Source organism: Bifidobacterium vansinderenii (assembly GCF_002234915.1).
In the GTDB taxonomy this organism is placed as follows: Bacteria; Actinomycetota; Actinomycetes; order Actinomycetales; family Bifidobacteriaceae; genus Galliscardovia; species Galliscardovia vansinderenii.
This window is the reverse complement of record NZ_NEWD01000013.1, coordinates 1-18,560: the sequence shown is the minus strand read 5'-3', so window position 1 is coordinate 18,560 and position 18,560 is coordinate 1. Positions and strand designations below refer to the sequence as shown.

At 67.4% G+C, this 18,560-nt stretch carries 22 protein-coding genes; 17 read left to right on the top strand and 5 right to left on the bottom strand.

The features are described 5' to 3' along the window. Positions 1-1,014: 1,014 nt before the first annotated feature. The 8 genes from Tam10B_RS05795 (at position 1,015) to Tam10B_RS05765 (ending at position 4,463) form a co-directional block, all read left to right on the top strand. The gene (locus Tam10B_RS05795) at positions 1,015-1,596 is read left to right on the top strand and encodes a hypothetical protein (RefSeq protein WP_093960316.1); all 582 of its coding nucleotides are present in this window, start codon (positions 1,015-1,017) and stop codon (positions 1,594-1,596) included. Positions 1,597-1,658: 62 nt separating this feature from the next. Further along, the gene (locus Tam10B_RS05790; protein WP_093960315.1) at positions 1,659-1,910 is read left to right on the top strand and encodes a hypothetical protein; all 252 of its coding nucleotides are present in this window, start codon (positions 1,659-1,661) and stop codon (positions 1,908-1,910) included. A gap of 63 nt (positions 1,911-1,973) precedes the next feature. Further along, a complete protein-coding gene (locus Tam10B_RS13725; protein WP_269843576.1) occupies positions 1,974-2,102 on the top strand; it encodes a hypothetical protein in 129 nt (42 codons plus the stop codon). A 73-nt stretch (positions 2,103-2,175) separates the two neighbouring features. Then, the gene (locus Tam10B_RS05785) at positions 2,176-2,517 is read left to right on the top strand and encodes a hypothetical protein (RefSeq protein ID WP_093960314.1); all 342 of its coding nucleotides are present in this window, start codon (positions 2,176-2,178) and stop codon (positions 2,515-2,517) included. A 24-nt stretch (positions 2,518-2,541) separates the two neighbouring features. Then, positions 2,542-2,958, top strand: a complete 417-nt coding sequence (locus Tam10B_RS05780; protein WP_093960313.1) for a hypothetical protein — start codon at positions 2,542-2,544, stop codon at positions 2,956-2,958. After that, positions 2,955-3,149, top strand: coding sequence for a hypothetical protein (locus tag Tam10B_RS05775; protein ID WP_093960312.1), 195 nt, complete (start codon positions 2,955-2,957; stop codon positions 3,147-3,149). Before Tam10B_RS05780 ends, Tam10B_RS05775 begins: the two co-directional genes overlap by 4 nt. 132 nt (positions 3,150-3,281) lie before the next feature. Next, positions 3,282-3,662: a hypothetical protein gene (locus Tam10B_RS05770; RefSeq protein WP_093960311.1), complete on the top strand. Its 381-nt coding sequence runs from the start codon at positions 3,282-3,284 to the stop codon at positions 3,660-3,662. A gap of 525 nt (positions 3,663-4,187) precedes the next feature. Then, positions 4,188-4,463: a hypothetical protein gene (locus Tam10B_RS05765; RefSeq protein WP_093960310.1), complete on the top strand. Its 276-nt coding sequence runs from the start codon at positions 4,188-4,190 to the stop codon at positions 4,461-4,463. A gap of 161 nt (positions 4,464-4,624) precedes the next feature. Here the strand turns inward: Tam10B_RS05765 and Tam10B_RS05760 are convergent, their stop codons facing one another. Continuing rightward, entirely contained in the window at positions 4,625-5,146 is a 522-nt protein-coding gene (locus Tam10B_RS05760; protein ID WP_143248561.1) for a single-stranded DNA-binding protein, read from the bottom strand. Positions 5,147-5,293: 147 nt separating this feature from the next. Here Tam10B_RS05760 and Tam10B_RS05755 point away from each other — a divergent pair, with 147 nt between their 5' ends. Next, complete coding sequence (locus Tam10B_RS05755; RefSeq protein WP_143248560.1) at positions 5,294-5,758, top strand: hypothetical protein; 465 nt, start codon at positions 5,294-5,296, stop codon at positions 5,756-5,758. Between the two features lie 81 nt (positions 5,759-5,839). Here Tam10B_RS05755 and Tam10B_RS05750 read toward each other — a convergent pair whose 3' ends face one another. Next, positions 5,840-6,304, bottom strand: a complete 465-nt coding sequence (locus Tam10B_RS05750) for a hypothetical protein (protein WP_093960307.1) — start codon at positions 6,302-6,304, stop codon at positions 5,840-5,842. A 290-nt stretch (positions 6,305-6,594) separates the two neighbouring features. Here Tam10B_RS05750 and Tam10B_RS05745 point away from each other — a divergent pair, with 290 nt between their 5' ends. From Tam10B_RS05745 to Tam10B_RS05710, 8 genes are all read left to right on the top strand, one after another. Then, positions 6,595-6,969, top strand: a complete 375-nt coding sequence (locus tag Tam10B_RS05745; protein WP_093960306.1) for a MobC family plasmid mobilization relaxosome protein — start codon at positions 6,595-6,597, stop codon at positions 6,967-6,969. 6 nt (positions 6,970-6,975) lie between these two features. Further along, complete coding sequence (locus tag Tam10B_RS05740) at positions 6,976-8,457, top strand: relaxase/mobilization nuclease domain-containing protein (RefSeq protein ID WP_093960305.1); 1,482 nt, start codon at positions 6,976-6,978, stop codon at positions 8,455-8,457. Between the two features lie 30 nt (positions 8,458-8,487). Further along, positions 8,488-9,948: a PcfB family protein gene (locus tag Tam10B_RS05735; RefSeq protein WP_093960304.1), complete on the top strand. Its 1,461-nt coding sequence runs from the start codon at positions 8,488-8,490 to the stop codon at positions 9,946-9,948. 20 nt (positions 9,949-9,968) lie between these two features. Beyond that, entirely contained in the window at positions 9,969-11,585 is a 1,617-nt protein-coding gene (locus tag Tam10B_RS05730; protein ID WP_093960303.1) for a hypothetical protein, read from the top strand. Continuing rightward, positions 11,582-12,154, top strand: coding sequence for a hypothetical protein (locus Tam10B_RS05725; RefSeq protein WP_093960302.1), 573 nt, complete (start codon positions 11,582-11,584; stop codon positions 12,152-12,154). The genes Tam10B_RS05730 and Tam10B_RS05725 overlap by 4 nt, the downstream gene beginning before the upstream one ends. A gap of 174 nt (positions 12,155-12,328) precedes the next feature. Further along, positions 12,329-12,619, top strand: coding sequence for a hypothetical protein (locus Tam10B_RS05720; protein WP_093960301.1), 291 nt, complete (start codon positions 12,329-12,331; stop codon positions 12,617-12,619). Further along, positions 12,616-13,071 carry a hypothetical protein gene (locus Tam10B_RS05715; protein WP_093960300.1) on the top strand — a complete coding sequence of 152 codons (456 nt, stop codon included), beginning with the start codon at positions 12,616-12,618 and terminating at the stop codon, positions 13,069-13,071. The genes Tam10B_RS05720 and Tam10B_RS05715 overlap by 4 nt, the downstream gene beginning before the upstream one ends. Beyond that, positions 13,068-14,852: a VirD4-like conjugal transfer protein, CD1115 family gene (locus Tam10B_RS05710; RefSeq protein ID WP_093960299.1), complete on the top strand. Its 1,785-nt coding sequence runs from the start codon at positions 13,068-13,070 to the stop codon at positions 14,850-14,852. Before Tam10B_RS05715 ends, Tam10B_RS05710 begins: the two co-directional genes overlap by 4 nt. 73 nt (positions 14,853-14,925) lie before the next feature. Here the strand turns inward: Tam10B_RS05710 and Tam10B_RS05705 are convergent, their stop codons facing one another. The 3 genes from Tam10B_RS05705 to Tam10B_RS05695 all read right to left on the bottom strand — a co-directional run. Next, positions 14,926-16,263: a hypothetical protein gene (locus tag Tam10B_RS05705; protein WP_093960298.1), complete on the bottom strand. Its 1,338-nt coding sequence runs from the start codon at positions 16,261-16,263 to the stop codon at positions 14,926-14,928. Continuing rightward, positions 16,247-16,852 carry a hypothetical protein gene (locus tag Tam10B_RS13235; protein WP_093960297.1) on the bottom strand — a complete coding sequence of 202 codons (606 nt, stop codon included), beginning with the start codon at positions 16,850-16,852 and terminating at the stop codon, positions 16,247-16,249. Before Tam10B_RS13235 ends, Tam10B_RS05705 begins: the two co-directional genes overlap by 17 nt. A gap of 17 nt (positions 16,853-16,869) precedes the next feature. Then, positions 16,870-18,560 (bottom strand): lytic transglycosylase domain-containing protein (locus tag Tam10B_RS05695; protein ID WP_332881262.1); only part of this gene is annotated, 1,691 nt, incomplete at its 5' end.

The following is an 18,560-nucleotide window of genomic DNA, read 5'->3' as shown; positions in this document are numbered from 1 at the left end:
GGAGGAGTCCACGACCGCGTATGTGGGCAAGACGGTCGCGTTCGGGAACACGGCCGGTCATTTCGGTGGCGGTCTGTGGTTCTGTCCGTCGGGCAACTCGACCGCATCGAAGGGCGGTAACATCGCCCTGTTCGGCAACTCGGTGAATCCGGATCTTGATGCGAATACGGATAACGCTCCGAAGGAGAACNGCCGCGAGGTCCGCGACGGGCTCGAGGTCGAGATCTTCTACGAGATGCCCATGTTCCACGGTTGGGAGCAGACCCCCACCATCGCCGCCGCGATCATGTTCGGCGCGGAACGCTACATCGAGGACGAATACGCCATCCTCGACGAGGACGACTACATCGAACGCGAGGATACGTGGCTCTGGGAGACGTTCACCTGGACCGTAGGCGACATGATCCCCAAGGACGTGGACCCATCGTACGTGTACCTCGCATGGCTCGACGACGCCGAACCCTACAGCGGAGGCCCCGGCCCCGAGATCGACAAACTCCCCGCCTACATCGCCAAGGCCCGCATCATGACCGCCAACGCATGACCCCGACCCCGAGCCGCGCCGACAGACCCCGGTCCCCGGCGTGGCCCGGGCGCGGGAACGGGCCGTCGCTCCCGGAACCCCTCATATGGGGTTCGCGGTCGCGACGGCCGTGAGGGAAGACCACCCACGGTCTTCCCTCAAACTCCCTTTCCTGTCGAAGCACATGGACCGCCGCGGGGCGGCGGACGCCCATCCCCGTGTGGAGTCGGACTTCGTCCGACGCGATACCGGCCTCACGCCCTATGGGCGTGGGGCCCTTTTGTTTCTTGGTGACCTGCTGGCAGGCCAGCCGAGCATACCCGGCGGTCGGAACCCGTCAACGCGAGCACGCGGGGGAGCGGCTGCGCCGCCCCTCGCGCGTCGCCTATGACGGAACCCGCTGCGCCGGGTAACGCTCTCGCTGACCAGCAGGTCACCAAGAAAAAACACACGGCCTTCAGACAAGGCCCGACCCCGAAAGGAACACCACCATGAACCCGCTCATCCAGCTCGAATCCACCGCCCGCGACGAGGATACCGAACCCCAGCTCACCGACATCATCGACGCCATCCGCAACGAATACGACAAGGACACCGCCAAGGACAAGCACCACGAAGCCGCCACCGCATGGTTCCGAGCCGCCTGCTACCACTGGATCCGCGTCATGGCCGGAGAAAACGACTGCCGCAGCCTCGCCATCGTCGCCGTCGTCCTCGAAAAGCAGGGATGGGACATGATCCCCGCGATCCTCGCCAGCCTCCTGCCCGACACCACCATCGACGACATGCGCGACACCAGCGACGCCGACCTGCAGAACTGCTACGTCGACGGATACATCGACGGACTCGACCACGCCATGCCCGCCGCCGACACCCTCGCCAACGCCATGTGGCACATCGACAGCATCAGCCAGAACAGCGGCGACGACGCCACCGCCAACGCCCAAACCCTCATGGCCCTCCTCGCCACCGCCGCCGGACAGGCCGACACCGCACGCGAGGCCGCATGGCAGGCCAACCGCATCGACCCCGACCACCCGTACGCCGCATGGCTGACCAACCCCAGCCGATAAGTCCACGAACGCCTCCCGCAAACCCGCGGGAGGCCCCAACCCCGCTCGAAAGGAGCCCCACCATGTACGACAACTACTTCAGCCTCTTCACCGTCGACAGCCAGCTCGCCGACGCCTACACCATCGACGGCCACGTCGCCCGCTACCACGGGATCGACGTCCGCCTCGACACCGCCGACACGTTCACATTGCTGCGCGACGGACGACCCATCGGACACGGCTACGACAACGGCGTGGCCATCGTCGCCACCATCGACGGCCGCGACATGCGCGCCGACGGCATCGACCAGATCATCGACGCCGCCAGCCGATAGAAGCCCAAAAGGGTCCGACCGGCCATCGAGACCGGCCGGACCCCGACCAAAAGGACCACCACCATGAACCTGAACGACCTCATCGCCAACCTCGCCACCGCGACATTCCTCGCCACCGTCATCACCGGACCATTCCTCATCGACATGGTCATCACCCACCACGACGGCGACAACCGTCAACACCTCTCATAGCCACATCATCACAGCCAAAAAGGGGAGACCGCGACCACACCGCGGCCTCCCGCCACGAAAAGGAACCGCAATCATGACCGACACCAAACCCACCATGTGCCTCACCCTCGTCATCGACCAGCCCCTCGGCGACAACGACGAATGCAACTGGGAGATCCAAAGCCGCCGACAGATCCGCCGACCCCTCACCCAAGTACAGGCACGACAGCTGCGCGACACCCTCGACCAGAGACTCGACCCCGCCGACAGCGTCCGCCTGCACAACCGCGACGCCATCATGTGGCAGACCCGCGCCGCCGACACCCGCATCATCCCGGCACTGCTCACCGCCGCCGGCATCGCTCCGGACCTCACCATCCCCGCACTGCACTGGATACTCATCACCATCATCATCAACCCACACACCAACTGGTGACCGACCCCGGAAGGACCACAGATCATGCAGGACATCGCGATCGAAACCATCGACCAGACCACTCACCTCGTCTGCCCGTTCAACCCAAGACTGCCCCGCCTCGCCCGCCACCACGGCGGCGCCTACCAGCATGCGACCGACACCTGGACCTGGCCCGCCGGCCAAACCGACCAGGCCATACTCGTCGCCGACCTGATCTATGGCTACGACCCCAACGACCACAGGACCGTGACCATCAACGTCAATCCCGACGACCACCGGCAAGGCCCCAGAGTCGTCATCGCCGGCCGCAAGATCATCGACACCCTGCCCGGACAGCCGCCACGCATACACCCCGGAGCCCGACCGCAACCCGACGGCACCATCACCATCAGCCTGCCCGCAAGCAGCCTCAAACGCATCACCGGCCCCTACCGGATCATCGAAGGAGCCGCGGCATGAACACGGACCACGCCCGAGCATGGCGCATACGACGCGGCATCCTGCGCGACCTCGACCGACGCAGCCGCACCGGAACATCACGAACCGAACGCGACCGCTGCGCACGAGCCCACAGACTCGCCCGACACCTCATCGCCGACCCCGCATTCTGGCTTTCCACCACCAGCCGCGACCTCGAACGCATCGCATAGACCCATAGCCGGCAGCGAACGGACGGAACGAACAGGAAGCGTTCCTTTCCCGCCCATGCGACCCGCCGATCGTGCCACGGAACCCGCGGCCCGTACGACACGTCGCACAGGCAACAAGGAAAGGAACACGCCATGACCGCCACGACCATCACCCAGACCACCGGCTACGACTATCGCGCGACCGTCATCCAGGACATCGAGGACTGGATCAGCGAGAACCACGCGAACTATGACAGCATGGACGCCATGCGGGAGGCCTGCGAACCCATCGTCACCGGCCTCGACACTGGCTCCTACGTCTACAGCAACTGGCAGGCCAGGGACTACATCGCCCGCTCCGGATTCATCTTCGGCGGCGACTGGGAGGAATTCCTCCTCTGGACCGCCACCATGAACCTCGACATCGCCGAGATCATCAGTGACCCGACGGACATGGACACCATCATCCGACTCTTCCACTTCGACGAATGGTGCTGGGACGAGGCCTCGACCGGCATCGAGGACATGGACTGAACCACACAGGGGCGGGGAGGAACGATCCCCGCCCCACCATCACACGCAGGGGAAGACAAGACGACGGAACGACGCAGCGGAAACGCAGGGCGACGCCGGGCGTGAGTGAGCGGTCAGAGGGTGATCTCGGTGGTGACGATGTCGCGGATCCGTCGAGAGTGCGCGCGGCACGTGCGACGCCGCCGGGAACGCGTGACGGCCGATGTCGGTCCCGCCGAAGAGACCCCGGACGGTGAGCGTTCGGGCGTACGGGGCCGGGCACGCGCACGGGACGAGATCATCCCGCCGTCGCGCGTGACGGCCCAGACGTCGTCGACGACCAGGCAGGCGCAAGGGCGACGGACCGGCGATCATCATGGTTTCCTTCCCGCATGTCCGACCCGCCGATCGTGCCACGGAACCTGCCGGCGCCGCAACCCACGCCGCACGCGAAGGACTACGTCCTTCGGAGCGTCGCGGGTTGCGACACCGACAGAACCCGCGGCCCGTTCATCGCGTCGAACACGCTCCAGAAAGGAAACCACGATGACCACCTCCACCGACACCCAGAACACCCGCACCTACCAGATCGCCGACGACCCCTGGGCGCCCTTCTACGCACAGCAGGACGCCGAACGACTCCTCGCCCGCCGGTCCGACCCCTGGGACCCCCAGCACTACGCGGCCGCCACGGACCTCTTCAACGAGACCGACATCGACAGGTTCGCCACCCTCATCCACCTCATCGCGGTCAACGACGACGGCACGCCCCGCAGCATCGACGAGATCCGCGACATCGTCACCACCGAGATCACCCTCTGACCACCAGGGCTTCCCGACACCGGGAAGCCCTCCTCCCATTCCCAGCAGCGGCAACGAAACGAAAAACGGTCCCGCCACGCCACCAGGACGCAACGGAACCGCATGCATTGCACGAGGAAGACCCCCGCACCATCAGTCTGCCCTCCACAAGCGACAGCGGATCAGTCGTCCACCCACGGATCGAAACCATCCCCGTCGTCGTCCGCGTCGACCGTCACGGTCTCCACACGCTGCGCCGCTGCAGCCGCGGCGCGACCACGCCCGCCGACGCCCGCCGGAGCATCGGACGCGTCACGACGATCACGCCTGGCCTGATTGACGAACTGGTCGGGAACGACCCGATAGCCAAGCAGCCGCAGCGACGCGCCCGCCTCGCCGTCCGCCCCGACCCAGGCGTTCGGCACGTCCGCGACATCACCGAACGCAACCACGGCAGCGCCCTTGACCAGCACGCCAGGCGCCGCCTCCATACGATCATGCAGACGCTCCGCGGCGGGACCGTTGAACGTCACGTCCACGCTCGTGGTCCGACCATCCACCCACGAGCCCGACTCGTCACGGATACGCGCGGTATGCATGACCGTGAACGACAGAAAAGCCGGACGACGACCGTCCGACTCCCAGAACCGGGGATCCCGCGCCAGATTCCCCTCGACCATGACCACAGTCCTGACAGCTCCCACAACAACCTCCCCGTACCTGGACGAACACCGTCACCATCCAGTCTGCGCCACGAAAACATCGAACAGTTTGGAACGTATTTTCCAAACCGACGCCCCCACTTCATGGGAGATAATGAAAGGAAAGCAGCAGAGAAGAAAGCCGCCGCCATGCCCATAATGCTCATCATCGACCTGATCATCGTCGCCATCATGCTCGCGTTCTGCGCACTCATGATCGTCGTCACGTTCGCGATCGGCCTGGTCACCCATCCTATCCGCACCCTCCTGGCCGCGTTCAACATCCTCTCCGGCGTCGTCGGAGGCATCGCGCTCCTACTCGCCGTATTCACCTGGTTCTGCTACCGGCACGACGCCTTCGACTTCAACCAGGTGTTCTGGGGATTCACCATCACCACCGTGGTCTGCATCATCGTCCGAATCCTGACCACATGGGCCATCAACCGCATCGCACGACGCGACCGCGCCTCCCAGATCCTCGCGCAGCCCGCACGACCCGTGAACCGCATCACCGAGGTCCACTACCACATCACCATGCCCGACGGCCGACAGACCGAACGCATCGAACGGAAGAAACTCGTCGACGCGAACGTCACCGACCAACGGACACGATAGACCACCGACAACCAACAAAGGGGCTCCGAACGGCACACGCCGTCGGAGCCCCTTCCTCATTCAAACCAGGCCCAGATCCGTTCACCGGTCGCCGGACGACCACGGGAACGAAACGGACGAACCAGCACCGCCATCCCCACCGGCGCCATCCGCATCCTTGTCATCGAAGGCATCGGAGCCCAACGCCGGAGGAAGCTCGCCCGCATCCTCGGCCACGGATGCAACCGGGGAACCATCACGAACATCCTCGCCGTCACCATCATCATCGGCCACCGGATTCTCGCGAAGACGAGTCGTGCCCATCACGATGCCGGACTCCACATCGGTCAGATCCAGCATCTCCTCCAGATCCTTCCTGCGCGCATTCTGATGCTCGCGATACACCGCGGCAGCCTCACGAAGACGCACCGCCGAATCACGGAACTCCCACAACGCGCCGAACAGCTCACCGGCCTCCTTCTTCTTACGCTCCATACGAGCACGCTCATCGGCCAGCAGACCATTCATGAAACTCTGACGGGCCACCGACACCTGCTTCCTCGCCATAACAGACTCCTCGCTTTCCAAACTCGACAGGACAAAACAGACAAACAATTGATCGTGTCAATGCCACGATACGAGACCGAGAACGGAACAAGTTTGGAAAACAGCAAACGAAAAACCGAGACCAGCAACTCCCAAAATCGGCGTGCCGATTTGGGAGTAGCAAGCATAGCAACAGTACGTACTGTTGCTGCTTGCCCGCCGCCGGCGGGACAAGTCGGGAGACCCGAACCCCATAGTCGGCGGAGCCTCCGAACAGTGAAAACGCCGTCTTCGATGAAGCGGAGCGGCACATGAACTGGACCCGGAACAGGAGCCGGAGCATCCGCCGCGAGGTCACGTTCACGCCCGAAGAATGGGCCGATGTGCGGGAGACGTACGAGCTGTGGTCGCGCGGCCGCGGGGCCGGCGCGTCGTTCGGCGGGTTCGCCCGCGAGATCATGACCAACGGATCCGTGAAGGTCATCGAGCCCACCTGGGACCCGGAGCTGACCCTCCGCCAGCTGCGTCCGATCGGCGTGAACGTCAACCAGATCGCCCGCCGCGTCAACGCCGCCGACACGGCGTCCATGGCCGCCGTGGCCGAGCTGCGCGCCGAGATGAACGACCTGATCGACACGGTCGGCCGCATGTGCAGCGAGTACCGGATCACCGTGCGCGAGGCGTGAGACGGCATGGCGGTGGTCAAAGTGAAGCAGATCAAGGCAACCCTCTCCAAGAGCCTGGACTACATCAGCCGGGACGACAAGACCGACGGCGGACGGCTCGTCACCGCCAACTACGGGCCATGGGAAGGCGCAGAAGCGACCGAGACGGCCATGCTCGATGACCTCAGGCAATCAGGAAACGGGCTGAAAAAAGGAGGCGTGCTCGCCCATCACGTGATCCAGTCGTTCGACCCGAACGACCCCATCACACCCGAACAAGCCCACGAACTCGGACGCCAGTTCGCCGACGAGATCACCGGCGGACGCCACAAATACGTCATCGCCACCCACGTCGACCGGGACCACATCCACAACCACATCATCATCTGCGCGACCAGCGAGGACGACCACCGGAAGATCAGAATCCACAAGACCACGCTCGGCCAATGGCGCAAGGCCAGCGACGAAATCTGCCGCAGGGAGCGGCTAAACGTCCTGCCCGAGCCCGACGAGCCACGCCACGCGCGGAGCCTCGAGGAAATCTACGCCGCCGTGCACGGCACCGGCATCAAGGAGAAACTGCGCACCGCGATCGACCTGACCGCCGCCAAGGCCCACGACTTCGCCGAGTTCCAGGACCTCATGGACCTCATGGACGTCACCGTCACCATCCGCGGCCGCCACCTGACCTACACGGACCAGACCAGCGGCCTGCGCGTGCGCGACACCAAGCTCGGCGAGACCTACGACGAGGAGGGCATCATGCTGCGCCTGACCCGCAGCGTCGTCACTCCCATCAGCTTCAACCACCGGCTCATCGCCGAACGCACCGACAGGAACGTCACCGTATGGCTGCCCGGCACCCGGCGCCAGCGCAAGATCGTCATCCCCATGGACCGCATCGTCTCCGACGGCACCACCTGGCGCGCATGGCTCACCGACCACCGGCAGATCACCATCCTCGACCGGCGGGGCCGCTACGCCGACACCGTCTGGACCCATGGACTCTACCACTGGTTCGGCCGCCCCGCCGACCGGCTCGAGACCCTGGCCGACACCAGAATCATCGACGTGGCCGCCGGACGCACCGCCGGACAACGCCGCTACTACGCCGCCCAGGGACGCCGGCTCGACCGGCTGCGCGAGGAGACCCGAGCCCTCAACGCCGCCCTGCGCTGGACCGGACAGACCGGCCGGGCCGACACCGCCGTGGCCGCGCTGCGCGAACGGCTCGACGAGGAACGCGCCGGACTCGCCGCCTCGATCATCGCCCTCGCCGACGCCATCGACCACGGAGACGCCGACCTGCAGATCGAACGACGCGAGGACATCGCCAACCGCGAGACCCGCGTCACCAACCTCGAACAGGACCTCAACGCCATCACACGCACCCACAAACGCATCGACCACGACACCCCGGACCACCCCGCCCACGACCACGAGGACCGGGAACGCGAGGACCGGGAACAACGCGAGCGGCAACACCGCAACACCAGACCACGCCGGTAGACACCGGCCAAACAAGAAAGGAACACCACCATGGGAATCGAGGAAAACGTCGAAGGCACCGCCAAGGACACCCTCCTCAGAGCCGGACAGGGAACCGGCAAACTCATCCTCAAAGCCGGCGCCAAACTCGCCGCCGCGCTCATCGGAGCCGGCTGGCGAGTCACGACCGCACCCATCAGAAACGCGATCGCGGAACACAACATCGGCGGCGAGATCAGCGAAAAACAGCTCCAGGCCACCGGCGAGGACATCCACCAGATCAGTCTCGACAACGAAAGCCTCAAGGCAGTCGGCAAAAGCCTGCGCCAATCCGGCATTACCTACGCCATCGAGAAAGGCAACGACGGCCAGTACTTCCTCCACTTCCAGGGCAAGGACGCCGACCACGTCGAACACGCCGTCCGCCGCGCGTTCGACAAGCTCGGACTCGACCTCGACCTCGACAAGCCGGCCGAAACCACCCCGGAACTCGAAGAACCCACGTTCGGGACGATCGGTGCCGACGACACCCCCACAGGCGAGATCCCCGCCATCGGTGCCGACGACACACCGACAGGCGAGATCCCCACCGTCACGCCCGAACCCCGCACCCCGACACCGGAACAACGCGAGGAAATCGCCACCCGCGCCGCGGACGCCGCCCGCCCCCTCATGCCGACCGGCCCGGCCACCGACGACGCCATGACCACCATCTCCATAGAAAAGCCCACCGGATGGGACCCCAACGCGGAACTCCTGGCCGACAGCCTCGACAAGCTCGGCATCCCCTACATCGAGAACCACCAGGGAGACACGACCACCTTCACCATGCCCTCGGACTGCGTGGACGCCGCAATGCAATGCAGCGCCGCCATCGACCCCGCACTCAAACAGGTCATGGCACAGGAACAAACCGAGACCCCGGACCGCAGCAACCCCGACGCCCCGACGGCCAGGGAGACACCCATCGAAACGCCCGCCGCCGGCCAGACCGAACCGGCTCCCACACCCGGACAGCCCGCCGCGCCCCAGCCAACGGACACGGCCGCAGCCCCGCAGCAGCCCGCAGCAGCACAGCCGACGGAAGGAACGCCGGCACCGGACATCACCACGACGGCCGAACAGACACCGGCCCAGGAGAACCTTCCCTCGGACCTCCCATTCCCCGAACAGACCACCCAGCAGGCCCCCGCATTCGACCCGTTCGCGTCGGCCGCCCAAAAGGTGGACCTCTCCAGACTCATGCAGGACGAGACGCCGAGCCAGGCCGGGCCGACACCGCAGGCCGGCCGGCAGGCGACCCCGGACGGTACGAAACCACAGGCCGCGACCCCGGCGAAGGAGCGACGCGACACCGGCAAGGGCAAGCCGGAACGCGGGCGGAAGACCAAGAAGACCAAGAAGGACTTCCTCGACGCGCTCAAACAGAAGGAAGGCAAGATCCGCGGCCAGCAGGGCCGCCGCTCCCACCAGCGCACCCGCGGCGCCCGTCCGCGCAGCGACAAGCGCTGAAAAGGGAAAGGAACCCCATCATGAACGACGAACAGAACCTCATCCGCCGCACCGCCATCATCCAGGACACCATCAACGGGATCAACGACCCCACGCCCTGGCCGACCCTCGCCTGGGCCGAACACGGCGACACGCTCTGGACCGCCGGCACCGCCGACCGGACCGGCATCGGCGAACTCGGCACGGCCCACGAGGCCGGCGACACCGTCATCCGCCGCCACCACATCGGCGACGAGACCACCACCATCGAAGACGTCACCGCACTGCCGGCCGACCCGACCCGAGGCATCCGCGCCCAACTGCTCGACCACATCAGCCGATGGGACGGGACCAGACCGGACCGCTCCGGCAGCCTGCCCGACGGCGAACCCACGGCCATCCCCATCCCCGGCGGCACCCGGCCGATCGCCATGGGCTGGCGGCAGGCCCTCGACCAGGCCAACCGGAACGTGCTCGCCTCGGATCCCGACCGCGTCCGAGCCTCGATGCTCCGCTGGCGACTCGACCAGACGGCCCGCCCATGCGCCTGGTACCTCGAAACCAACGGATACGACCTCCACCTCGTCGAATGGCGATGCGCGGACGGACAGGCCACCGCCTACCGGTACACGCACCTCCAATACGACGACACCACCGGCGACGGCCCCACCGTCACCACCATCGCATCCAGCGAGCCCACGGCGCCGACACAGGACACACCGGCCGACGACACGGCACTCGAACAGGCCAGCCGCTCCATATACGACGACTACCAGCGGCTGCGCGACCGGGAAGGCGGCGTCAGCGACCTCGAACCGGACCACGCCATCGGCCAATCCGGACTCCTGCACGCCGGACAGGCACCGCGACTCCTCACCGCGTCCGGCCGACCCGCGGCCAACTGGCAGACCGTCGTGGAACGCCAGGCCATCCACCTCGCCACCCCCACACCACAGCCGCAGACACGCGCCGGCCGACAGCGGCGAAGCGAACCCTGGCCCAGCGTCAACATCCCGGCCGACCTCGCCCGCCCCTACACACGCAAGGGCCGGGACGGCCGCGAATGGGCCAAGATGATCGTCATCATGCCCGCCGGCACTATCATCCACGGCACCGACGTCAGCGGATGGCGCGCCGACCGGTTCATGACCGACGCCAACCAGCGGCAGAAACGCGAGCAGCGGCCGGTCAACCTCCGCTTCCGGCCCGGCGAGCCCATCGAACTCTTCCACGGCAAGGGCGAGGAGCGCCGGACCATCACCGTGGCCGACCAATGGGCCCTGTGCACCGCGGTCAAGACCGCGCTCACCACACCCCGCCCCACCCACGAGCAGGAAACACGGGACACGTCCGGCAGCGAACCGGACAGCCCATCGGGGCCATCCGAGACCGCGATCCGCGTCGCCCGGCACCTCGCCGAGGACGACCGGACATGGCGGCGGGCCCGACGGATCATCACCGGCAACGAACACCGGACCGACCCCACACACACGAGGACCGAGGTGGCGAAACTCGTCGAGACCGCGGCGAAACGCTACACCGCCAGCCACCCGCAGGCCCCCGCCCCCAGCACACGGGACCTCAGCCAGGCCACGGAACTGACCCTGAGATACCTCGCACCCGAAGCCCACGGGCAGAACAAGGAGACGAACGCATGACCACCACGACCAGCGGCACGGGCCACGGCACCGGACGATCGGGCAACCCCGTCGTCGACCGGGAGGACAACAGACGCACCATACCCGACCGTCGCATCGCCGACCCCGACCGGATCACGCCCACCCCCGGCAACCTCCGACTCCTGCACGAGATCGCCGACCGGCTCGGCGAAACCCGACCCGACGAACCGATCGGCACACTGCGCACCCTCGACTCACGCACCGCCATGCCCATCCTCAAACGGACCATGAGCGACGCGCAGATCCAGGAGGCCCGATGGTACGGCGGCTGGAACCCCGACCGGGACGACTACGTGCGCGTCAACGAGGACGGCGACCTCGAAGGACTCACCCGCGCCCAGGCCGACCAGCTCGTCTGGACCCGACGCAACGACATCATCGACGCGGCACGAGACGACCAGAACATCGACGCCGAGACCATGACCACACTCGACGCCATGGCCGACCGCACCGAAATGCCCGACCAGCCCGACCTCGACAACCCCGACCGCGAACAGGCCCACGGCACGACCCGCCGCGCCAGCCGAGCACGAAACGGAGGACACTGACATGACCGGCGCCCTCGGGAACATCCTCGTCTTCCTCGCGCTCCTCCTGCCCGCGATCATCCTCGCCCTGGCCGGACTGTCCCACGACATCCGACACGGCCACGGCAGGCCGCCGGCCGAGCGACGGCGACAACCCCATGACCCGACGGACCACAGACAGGAGACCCGCGAACCATGACCGACAGCATCCAACGACTGATCCTCATCGAGGGACGTCTCGCCCGCACACCGGAGATCGACGACGCCACCGGGACCGCGCGGCTCACGATCGGCATCCACACCGCAGACGGCATCGAAACCATCATCTGCACCGCCCGGGGCGCCAGCCACCTCGACAACCTCGCCCGCCACCGCGCCCAACGCCGCACCCCCATCATGGTCCGCGGCCGCGTGGCCGACGACGAGATCCACGTCGAGACCATCGCCCTCGACCTCAGCCACGACCCGGACGAGGCCACGCCATGACCGGCATCACCGGCCGGCGCGCGGAAACCTGCATCGGCGACGAGAACGACCGGAGACGCCTCCACGAGACCGGACTCCACACCGACGCGAGCATCGACAAGAACACCGCCATCGGCCGGCTCCTCCTCGCCACCGCCCGCGCCCGCACGCCCATCGCAGTCCACGCCGAGACCTGCACCGACGGGGGATGCCTGATCATCATCGACATCCCCGACCCCGAACCCGACGACAGGATCGCGACCGGCACCACGCCGGCCGAACCGGACAGAGCGACGGAGACCGGAACCGGCCCGACCGGCGACGACACGGGAGGACAGGCGGAGGACGACGCGCCGACCACGGAGATCCCCGCCATCACGCCCGTCGGAACACGGACCGACTTCCTCGCCGAGCTCAGACGCCGCGAGGAACGCATCCGCACCAGCAAGCAAAAGAAAGACAGAAGAAAATGATCCGAAAAGCATTCCCCATCATCCTCACCATGCTCCTGGGACTATGGGCCGGCGACGTCATCACCCACGCCGTCACCACGTCCATCGCCGCGGGAGCCGCGCCCGACGAGACCATCAACGCCGTCACCGCGGCCCTCGCCGACCCCACCGGCATCGGCCTCGACCAGAGCAGCCTGCTCGGCGGCCTCGCCGGCATGTTCCTGGTCGGCGTCGCCTGGCTCTACAAATGGAGCATGCGCCGCAACTACCGCGAAGGCGAGGAATTCGGCTCCGCCCGCTGGGCCAAACCCGAGGAAATGGCACCCTACACCGACAAGGACCGCCGCCAGAACCTCCAGATGACCGCCAGCGAAGGACTCAGCCTCGACACCATGGCCACCCGACGCAACCTCAACACCATCGTCATCGGCGGCTCCGGAGCCGGCAAGACCAGCGGCTATGTGCTGCCCAACATCGCCAACGCCAGCATGGACTACGTGTGCACCGACCCCAAGGGCGAACTCCACGACCGCTGCGCGCAGCAGCTCGCCGACCAGGGATACGAGGTCCACAAACTCGACCTGATCGACCTGACCACGGCCACCACGTTCAACCCGCTCAAATACATCGACGAGGACAAGGCCGACGTGGCCATCATGCGCCTCGTGGGCAACATCATCGAGAACACCAACAACCCCGAGGCCCGCAACGGCGGCGACCAGTTCTGGGAGAAAAGCGAGAAAAGCCTCCTGACCGCGCTCATCGGCTACATCTACTACACCGCCGACGACACGCACCGCAACCTCACCAGCGTGCTCGACCTGACCGACGACCTCGAGGCCAGCGAGGAGGACGAGACCCGCATGAGCGAGATGGACATCAAGATCCAGGCCGCCCGCGAACTCGTCCGGGAGTGGGAGGCCAACCCCGACGAATGGGACGAGGAGACCGGACGCATCGCCCGCGGCCTCAAGTTCGTCGTCAGCCAGTACACTCCCTTCAGCAAGGGCGCCGGCGAGACCAAGAAAAGCATCATCATCTCCATCGGCGTCCGCCTCGCGCCACTCCAGGTCGTCAACGTGCGCCGGATCCTCGAGACCGACAACATCGGCATCGACCGGATCGGCACGACCGGGACCCGGACCGCGATCTTCCTCGCCCTGCCCGACGAGGACCGCACCTTCAACTTCATCGCCGCGATCTTCTACCAGTGCCTCTTCGACAACGTCATCAAACGCACCCGCGGCATGGAGGGACAGGCCCTGCCCACACCGCTGCACTGCTTCCTGGACGAGTTCGCCAACGTCGGCCGCATCCCCAACTTCGACACCCTCGTGTCCACGATCCGCTCACGCAACATCAGCGTCAGCGTGATCCTGCAGACCATGGCCCAGCTCAAGGCCATGTACGAGAAGCAATGGGAGACCATCATCGGCAACTGCGACAACGTGCTCTACCTCGGAGGCAACGAACAGACCACCACCGAATGGATCTCCAAACAGCTCGGCAAGGCCACCATCGACATGCGCGACACCAGCCAGAGCAAGGGAGCCAGCGGCAGCTTCACCATCAGCAACCGCAGGACAGGACGCGAGCTCATGACCCCCGACGAACTCGCCCAGATGGACAACGCCAAATGCGTGTACATGCTGCGCGGCGTCCACCCGTTCCTCTCCGACAAGATCCGACCCGGCCAGCAGCCCCGCCCCGCGAGCCGATCCACCCTCAAGCACTCCAACGGATGGAACCCCCGCAAGCCGATCGGCAAGATCGGCAAGGCCAAGGACGGGAAGACCAGATAGCGCCAGACGGAAAACGGCCCCCGCGCCCGCATCCCCGAACCAGGGGAAACGGACGCGGGGGCCGCGTCATAGGTCACAGACTCGGATCCACGTCGGGGAACACCTCGACCGGGCCGTCCGCCGGCACATCCCAGCCCGACGAACCCTCCGACGGCACCACCGTCAGATCCCCGCCGGACGAGGAGCCGTCGGAACCCGACCCGGACGGCGAGCCCTTCCCGGACGATGAACCGCCGGACGACCCGGCATCCGACCCGGCGGCGGAGCCCCGCGAACCCACGTTCCCGTCCGCGGCATCCTTCCCGGACGACCCCGACGAGCCGGGGGAGGAGGACGGCTTCGACGACGTGGCCTTGCCGGCCGAATCCCTACCGTCCGCGGCCCCGTCCTTGGACAGGGCGTCGACGAGCTGGCCGAGCCTCGTACGCGCGTTGATCGCTTCGGCCAGATTCGACCGGTCGACCGTCACGCCACGCCACTTGTCCGCCAGCCGTCGCATCTCGTCGCGATCCGGACCGGCATGCGCGTCCTTCAACCCGTCCGCACGGCCGATCACGTCGGCCAGGGCCGAGCCCGTCTCCTCGGCGCGCACGTCCATCACGGTGCCCCACGTCGACGCCAGATCACGCCGCGCCCGGTCCAGCCGTTTGACCGGATACAAGCCGTCGTCCATGAGCGCGCGCATCTCGGCCAGACCCGCGGCGACCTGCTCGTCGTCCGCGACCGGACTGGCCGAGACCCTGACCGCCAGGGCCGCCGCCTCGCCGCGCGCCTCGTCCCACCCCTTCGGCGCCGCCGACGCGGACGGGGATGAGGACGGGCGCGCCACGGATGACGGCAGGCCCGGAGCCGGCGCGGGCGCGTCGCCGCGGGACGCGTTGAACGCCACCGCGCCGACACCGCAGGCCACCAGGACGACCAGGGCCACGACCGGCAGCACGCGGCGCAGCCGGGAACCCATGCTCACATGGACCCGCTCGTCCTCGACCGTCCGGCCGGACTCGTCACGTCCCGAGATCAGCGAATCCCACGACGGACGCTCCACGACCGGGCCATGCCCGGCCACGCCCACGCCCACACGCCGCTCCCGCGGCGCCTCCGGGCCATCGCCGCGCAGGCCGAGCATCGCCGCCGTGTCCGCGAGCATCAGGGCGCGCACGGCGGACGGATCACGATGCGGGACCGGCGGCACCCAGCCGGGCGGCGCCGGCGGATTGCCCGCCACGTCCACGCCCAGACGACGAGCCCGATTGACCCATCGCCTCAGCGCCGGCCACGAGTTCCGGTGCGCGGCGATCTCATCGAGCCGGTCCCTCCACTCCATATCCATGGCCATGGCATACAGGCGCTCCGGACTCGTATGCGGCGGGATGCCGCCATCCGCCGGAGCATGCTCATCGATCCGCCGCATCGTCGGGATTCTCCATCACATACTGGTCGTACGGGCCCTGGATGCCGGTCGCCATCCACCGCCCCGTGTCCTGCACGCGCAGCGACACGATCCACGGCGACTCGCCGCCGTTCCACACGCTGCACACCGCGGTCGACGCCGAACCATCCATCAGACCGGTCCCATAGTCCACGTCGGCGTCCTGCCCGGCCAGAGCCGACACCGGGGTCGACAGTCCCTGCGCGTCATCCGTGAACAGACGATGCAGCGCCGCGTCGCGATCCGGCGAATCCGTCACGAACGCGCGGACCGCGTCCGCGGCCATCGCGTCGCACGCGCCGGCAGCCCCGTCCGCCTCCACGCCCCGGACCTCGGCCGACGCTGTCGTCGAGGCGGACGGGTTCGGCGACGACTTGGCGGTCTTCGACGCCGACGAGGACGGCGAGACCGACGCCGAGGCCGACGGCGACGCGTCATGCCGGCCGAACGTCTCCTCGAACGTCGAACCGCCGGTCGACATGCCGATCAGCACGCCGAACACCACGACGGCGCCGACCGCCGTGAGAGCGACGCGACGGCGGAACCTCCTGTCATCCATATCCATGCTCATGCGTTCCTTTCCTCGCTCTAGTGGATGAAGCTGATGCCGGAGCCCATCTGGGACAGCGACTGCGCGCTGATGGTCTCCGTGACCACGGCCATCCATCCCGTGCCCGACTGGCTGATCAGGATCGACCCGTCGCCGTTCACCTGCTCCACCACGGCCACATGCCCGTAGACGCGGCTGCTGCCATGCACGCCCGGCTCGAACACGATCACGTCGCCCGGACGCGGCGCGCCGGACACCGAATAGCCCAGGGCGAGACCCTTCTCGTTCCACTGGCCGCCGTTGCCCATGTACGGGTCGACGGGCTTGCCGATCTGCGCGCGACGCACCGACGCCCACCACGTGCACTGGTACAGCTCGTACGTCGTGCTCGTCGCGGCGATGCCCATCGCCGTGAAGTCCACGTGATAGCCGTCCTGCTTCATGATCATCGGCGGGGACAGCGTGCCCGCCTGAGCCCCGTCGGACCCCTCGCCGGCCGCCTGATAGTAGGGGACACGGCCCACGATCTTCTGCACGTACCCCTGCGTCTCTTTGTACGGGGGAATGCCGTGATAGTTGGCCACCGCGCCCAGACCCGCGTTGTACGCGGCGAGCGTCAGCGACAGCGCGTCACCGGACACGCGCCCGGCCGACTGCAGCGCGGCCACGCCGTCCGCGAGCTGGCACATGTAATTGCCCTGCGACCAGATCGCGTCATGCGGGTTCATGACGTCGGCCCTGCCGTCGCCGTCACCGTCCATGCCATGCGTCGCCCACGTCGAGGGAATGAACTGCGCGATGCCCTGGGCGCCCGCCGAACTGCCCGCGTTCGGATTCCAGTTGGACTCCGCCTCGATCTGCGCGGCGATCACGGCCGGCGTCACGGTCGCGCAGATCGATCCCGCGCGCTTGACGTCCTCCACGTACTCGGCCGGCACGTTCTGCACGTCGCCGCCCGCGACGGCCGCGCTCTGGTCCTTCGACAGGGGCAGCCACGACAGAATCGCGACCAGCACCACCGCCACGGCCGTGACCGCGGCCACGACCAGGGCCATCGGGGCCGAACCCGCCGACACCGCCGCGATCGCGCGCGTGACCGCCACCCGGGCGGCGGACGCGGCCCTCGAGACGGCCGACGCGAACCCGCGGGCGCCGGACACCGTGGCCCGTGCGGCCTGGGCCGGCGCATGACGGTGCTTGACCGCGAACGCGGTGCCCTTCACCGCGCCACGGCCGGCCGTCGTGACCGACCGGAACGCCAGGGTCTGCGCCGACGAGCCGATCCTCGACGTCACGTCCGTGTCCTCCGCGGTCAGCCGGGAACGCACGTCATGCACGCCGCCGCCGAACGCCCGGCCGATCCGGTTGGACGCGCGGCCGGCCTTCTTCATCATCACGATCCTGCGGCTGGCGGTCTCCTCGACCTTCTGCTCCACACCGATCCACGAGCGGATCTTCGCGCCGGCGGCCCGCTTGGCCTTGCGGCCCGCGGCGCGCCCGACGGCGCCCACCGGCTTCGACGCGACCGACACCGACAGGCCCACCGAATCCACGCCCATGGACGACGCGGCATCCGACCGGTCAGCGGACGCCGACCACGCGCGATGCACCGTCGCGCCCACCGCGCGCGAGACCCGGCGCTTGCCCGGCTTGCGGTCCACCATCTGCCCGTCGGGAACCACCTGCCCGCCGGCCGCCGCAGCGGCGGAGGCCCCGGCCGAGGCCGCGG

Excerpts from the sequence above, each read along its gene's own strand:
- Tam10B_RS05795 (WP_093960316.1), top strand. The coding sequence starts at position 1,015 with ATGAACCCGCTCATCCAGCTCGAATCCACCGCCCGCGACGAGGATACC.
- Tam10B_RS05790 (WP_093960315.1), top strand. The coding sequence starts at position 1,659 with ATGTACGACAACTACTTCAGCCTCTTCACCGTCGACAGCCAGCTCGCC.
- Tam10B_RS13725 (WP_269843576.1), top strand. The coding sequence starts at position 1,974 with ATGAACCTGAACGACCTCATCGCCAACCTCGCCACCGCGACATTCCTC.
- Tam10B_RS05785 (WP_093960314.1), top strand. The coding sequence starts at position 2,176 with ATGACCGACACCAAACCCACCATGTGCCTCACCCTCGTCATCGACCAG.
- Tam10B_RS05780 (WP_093960313.1), top strand. The coding sequence starts at position 2,542 with ATGCAGGACATCGCGATCGAAACCATCGACCAGACCACTCACCTCGTC.
- Tam10B_RS05775 (WP_093960312.1), top strand. The coding sequence starts at position 2,955 with ATGAACACGGACCACGCCCGAGCATGGCGCATACGACGCGGCATCCTG.
- Tam10B_RS05770 (WP_093960311.1), top strand. The coding sequence starts at position 3,282 with ATGACCGCCACGACCATCACCCAGACCACCGGCTACGACTATCGCGCG.
- Tam10B_RS05765 (WP_093960310.1), top strand. The coding sequence starts at position 4,188 with ATGACCACCTCCACCGACACCCAGAACACCCGCACCTACCAGATCGCC.
- Tam10B_RS05755 (WP_143248560.1), top strand. The coding sequence starts at position 5,294 with ATGCCCATAATGCTCATCATCGACCTGATCATCGTCGCCATCATGCTC.
- Tam10B_RS05750 (WP_093960307.1), bottom strand. The coding sequence starts at position 6,304 with ATGGCGAGGAAGCAGGTGTCGGTGGCCCGTCAGAGTTTCATGAATGGT.
- Tam10B_RS05745 (WP_093960306.1), top strand. The coding sequence starts at position 6,595 with ATGAACTGGACCCGGAACAGGAGCCGGAGCATCCGCCGCGAGGTCACG.
- Tam10B_RS05740 (WP_093960305.1), top strand. The coding sequence starts at position 6,976 with ATGGCGGTGGTCAAAGTGAAGCAGATCAAGGCAACCCTCTCCAAGAGC.
- Tam10B_RS05735 (WP_093960304.1), top strand. The coding sequence starts at position 8,488 with ATGGGAATCGAGGAAAACGTCGAAGGCACCGCCAAGGACACCCTCCTC.
- Tam10B_RS05730 (WP_093960303.1), top strand. The coding sequence starts at position 9,969 with ATGAACGACGAACAGAACCTCATCCGCCGCACCGCCATCATCCAGGAC.
- Tam10B_RS05725 (WP_093960302.1), top strand. The coding sequence starts at position 11,582 with ATGACCACCACGACCAGCGGCACGGGCCACGGCACCGGACGATCGGGC.
- Tam10B_RS05720 (WP_093960301.1), top strand. The coding sequence starts at position 12,329 with ATGACCGACAGCATCCAACGACTGATCCTCATCGAGGGACGTCTCGCC.
- Tam10B_RS05715 (WP_093960300.1), top strand. The coding sequence starts at position 12,616 with ATGACCGGCATCACCGGCCGGCGCGCGGAAACCTGCATCGGCGACGAG.
- Tam10B_RS05710 (WP_093960299.1), top strand. The coding sequence starts at position 13,068 with ATGATCCGAAAAGCATTCCCCATCATCCTCACCATGCTCCTGGGACTA.
- Tam10B_RS05705 (WP_093960298.1), bottom strand. The coding sequence starts at position 16,263 with ATGCGGCGGATCGATGAGCATGCTCCGGCGGATGGCGGCATCCCGCCG.
- Tam10B_RS13235 (WP_093960297.1), bottom strand. The coding sequence starts at position 16,852 with ATGAGCATGGATATGGATGACAGGAGGTTCCGCCGTCGCGTCGCTCTC.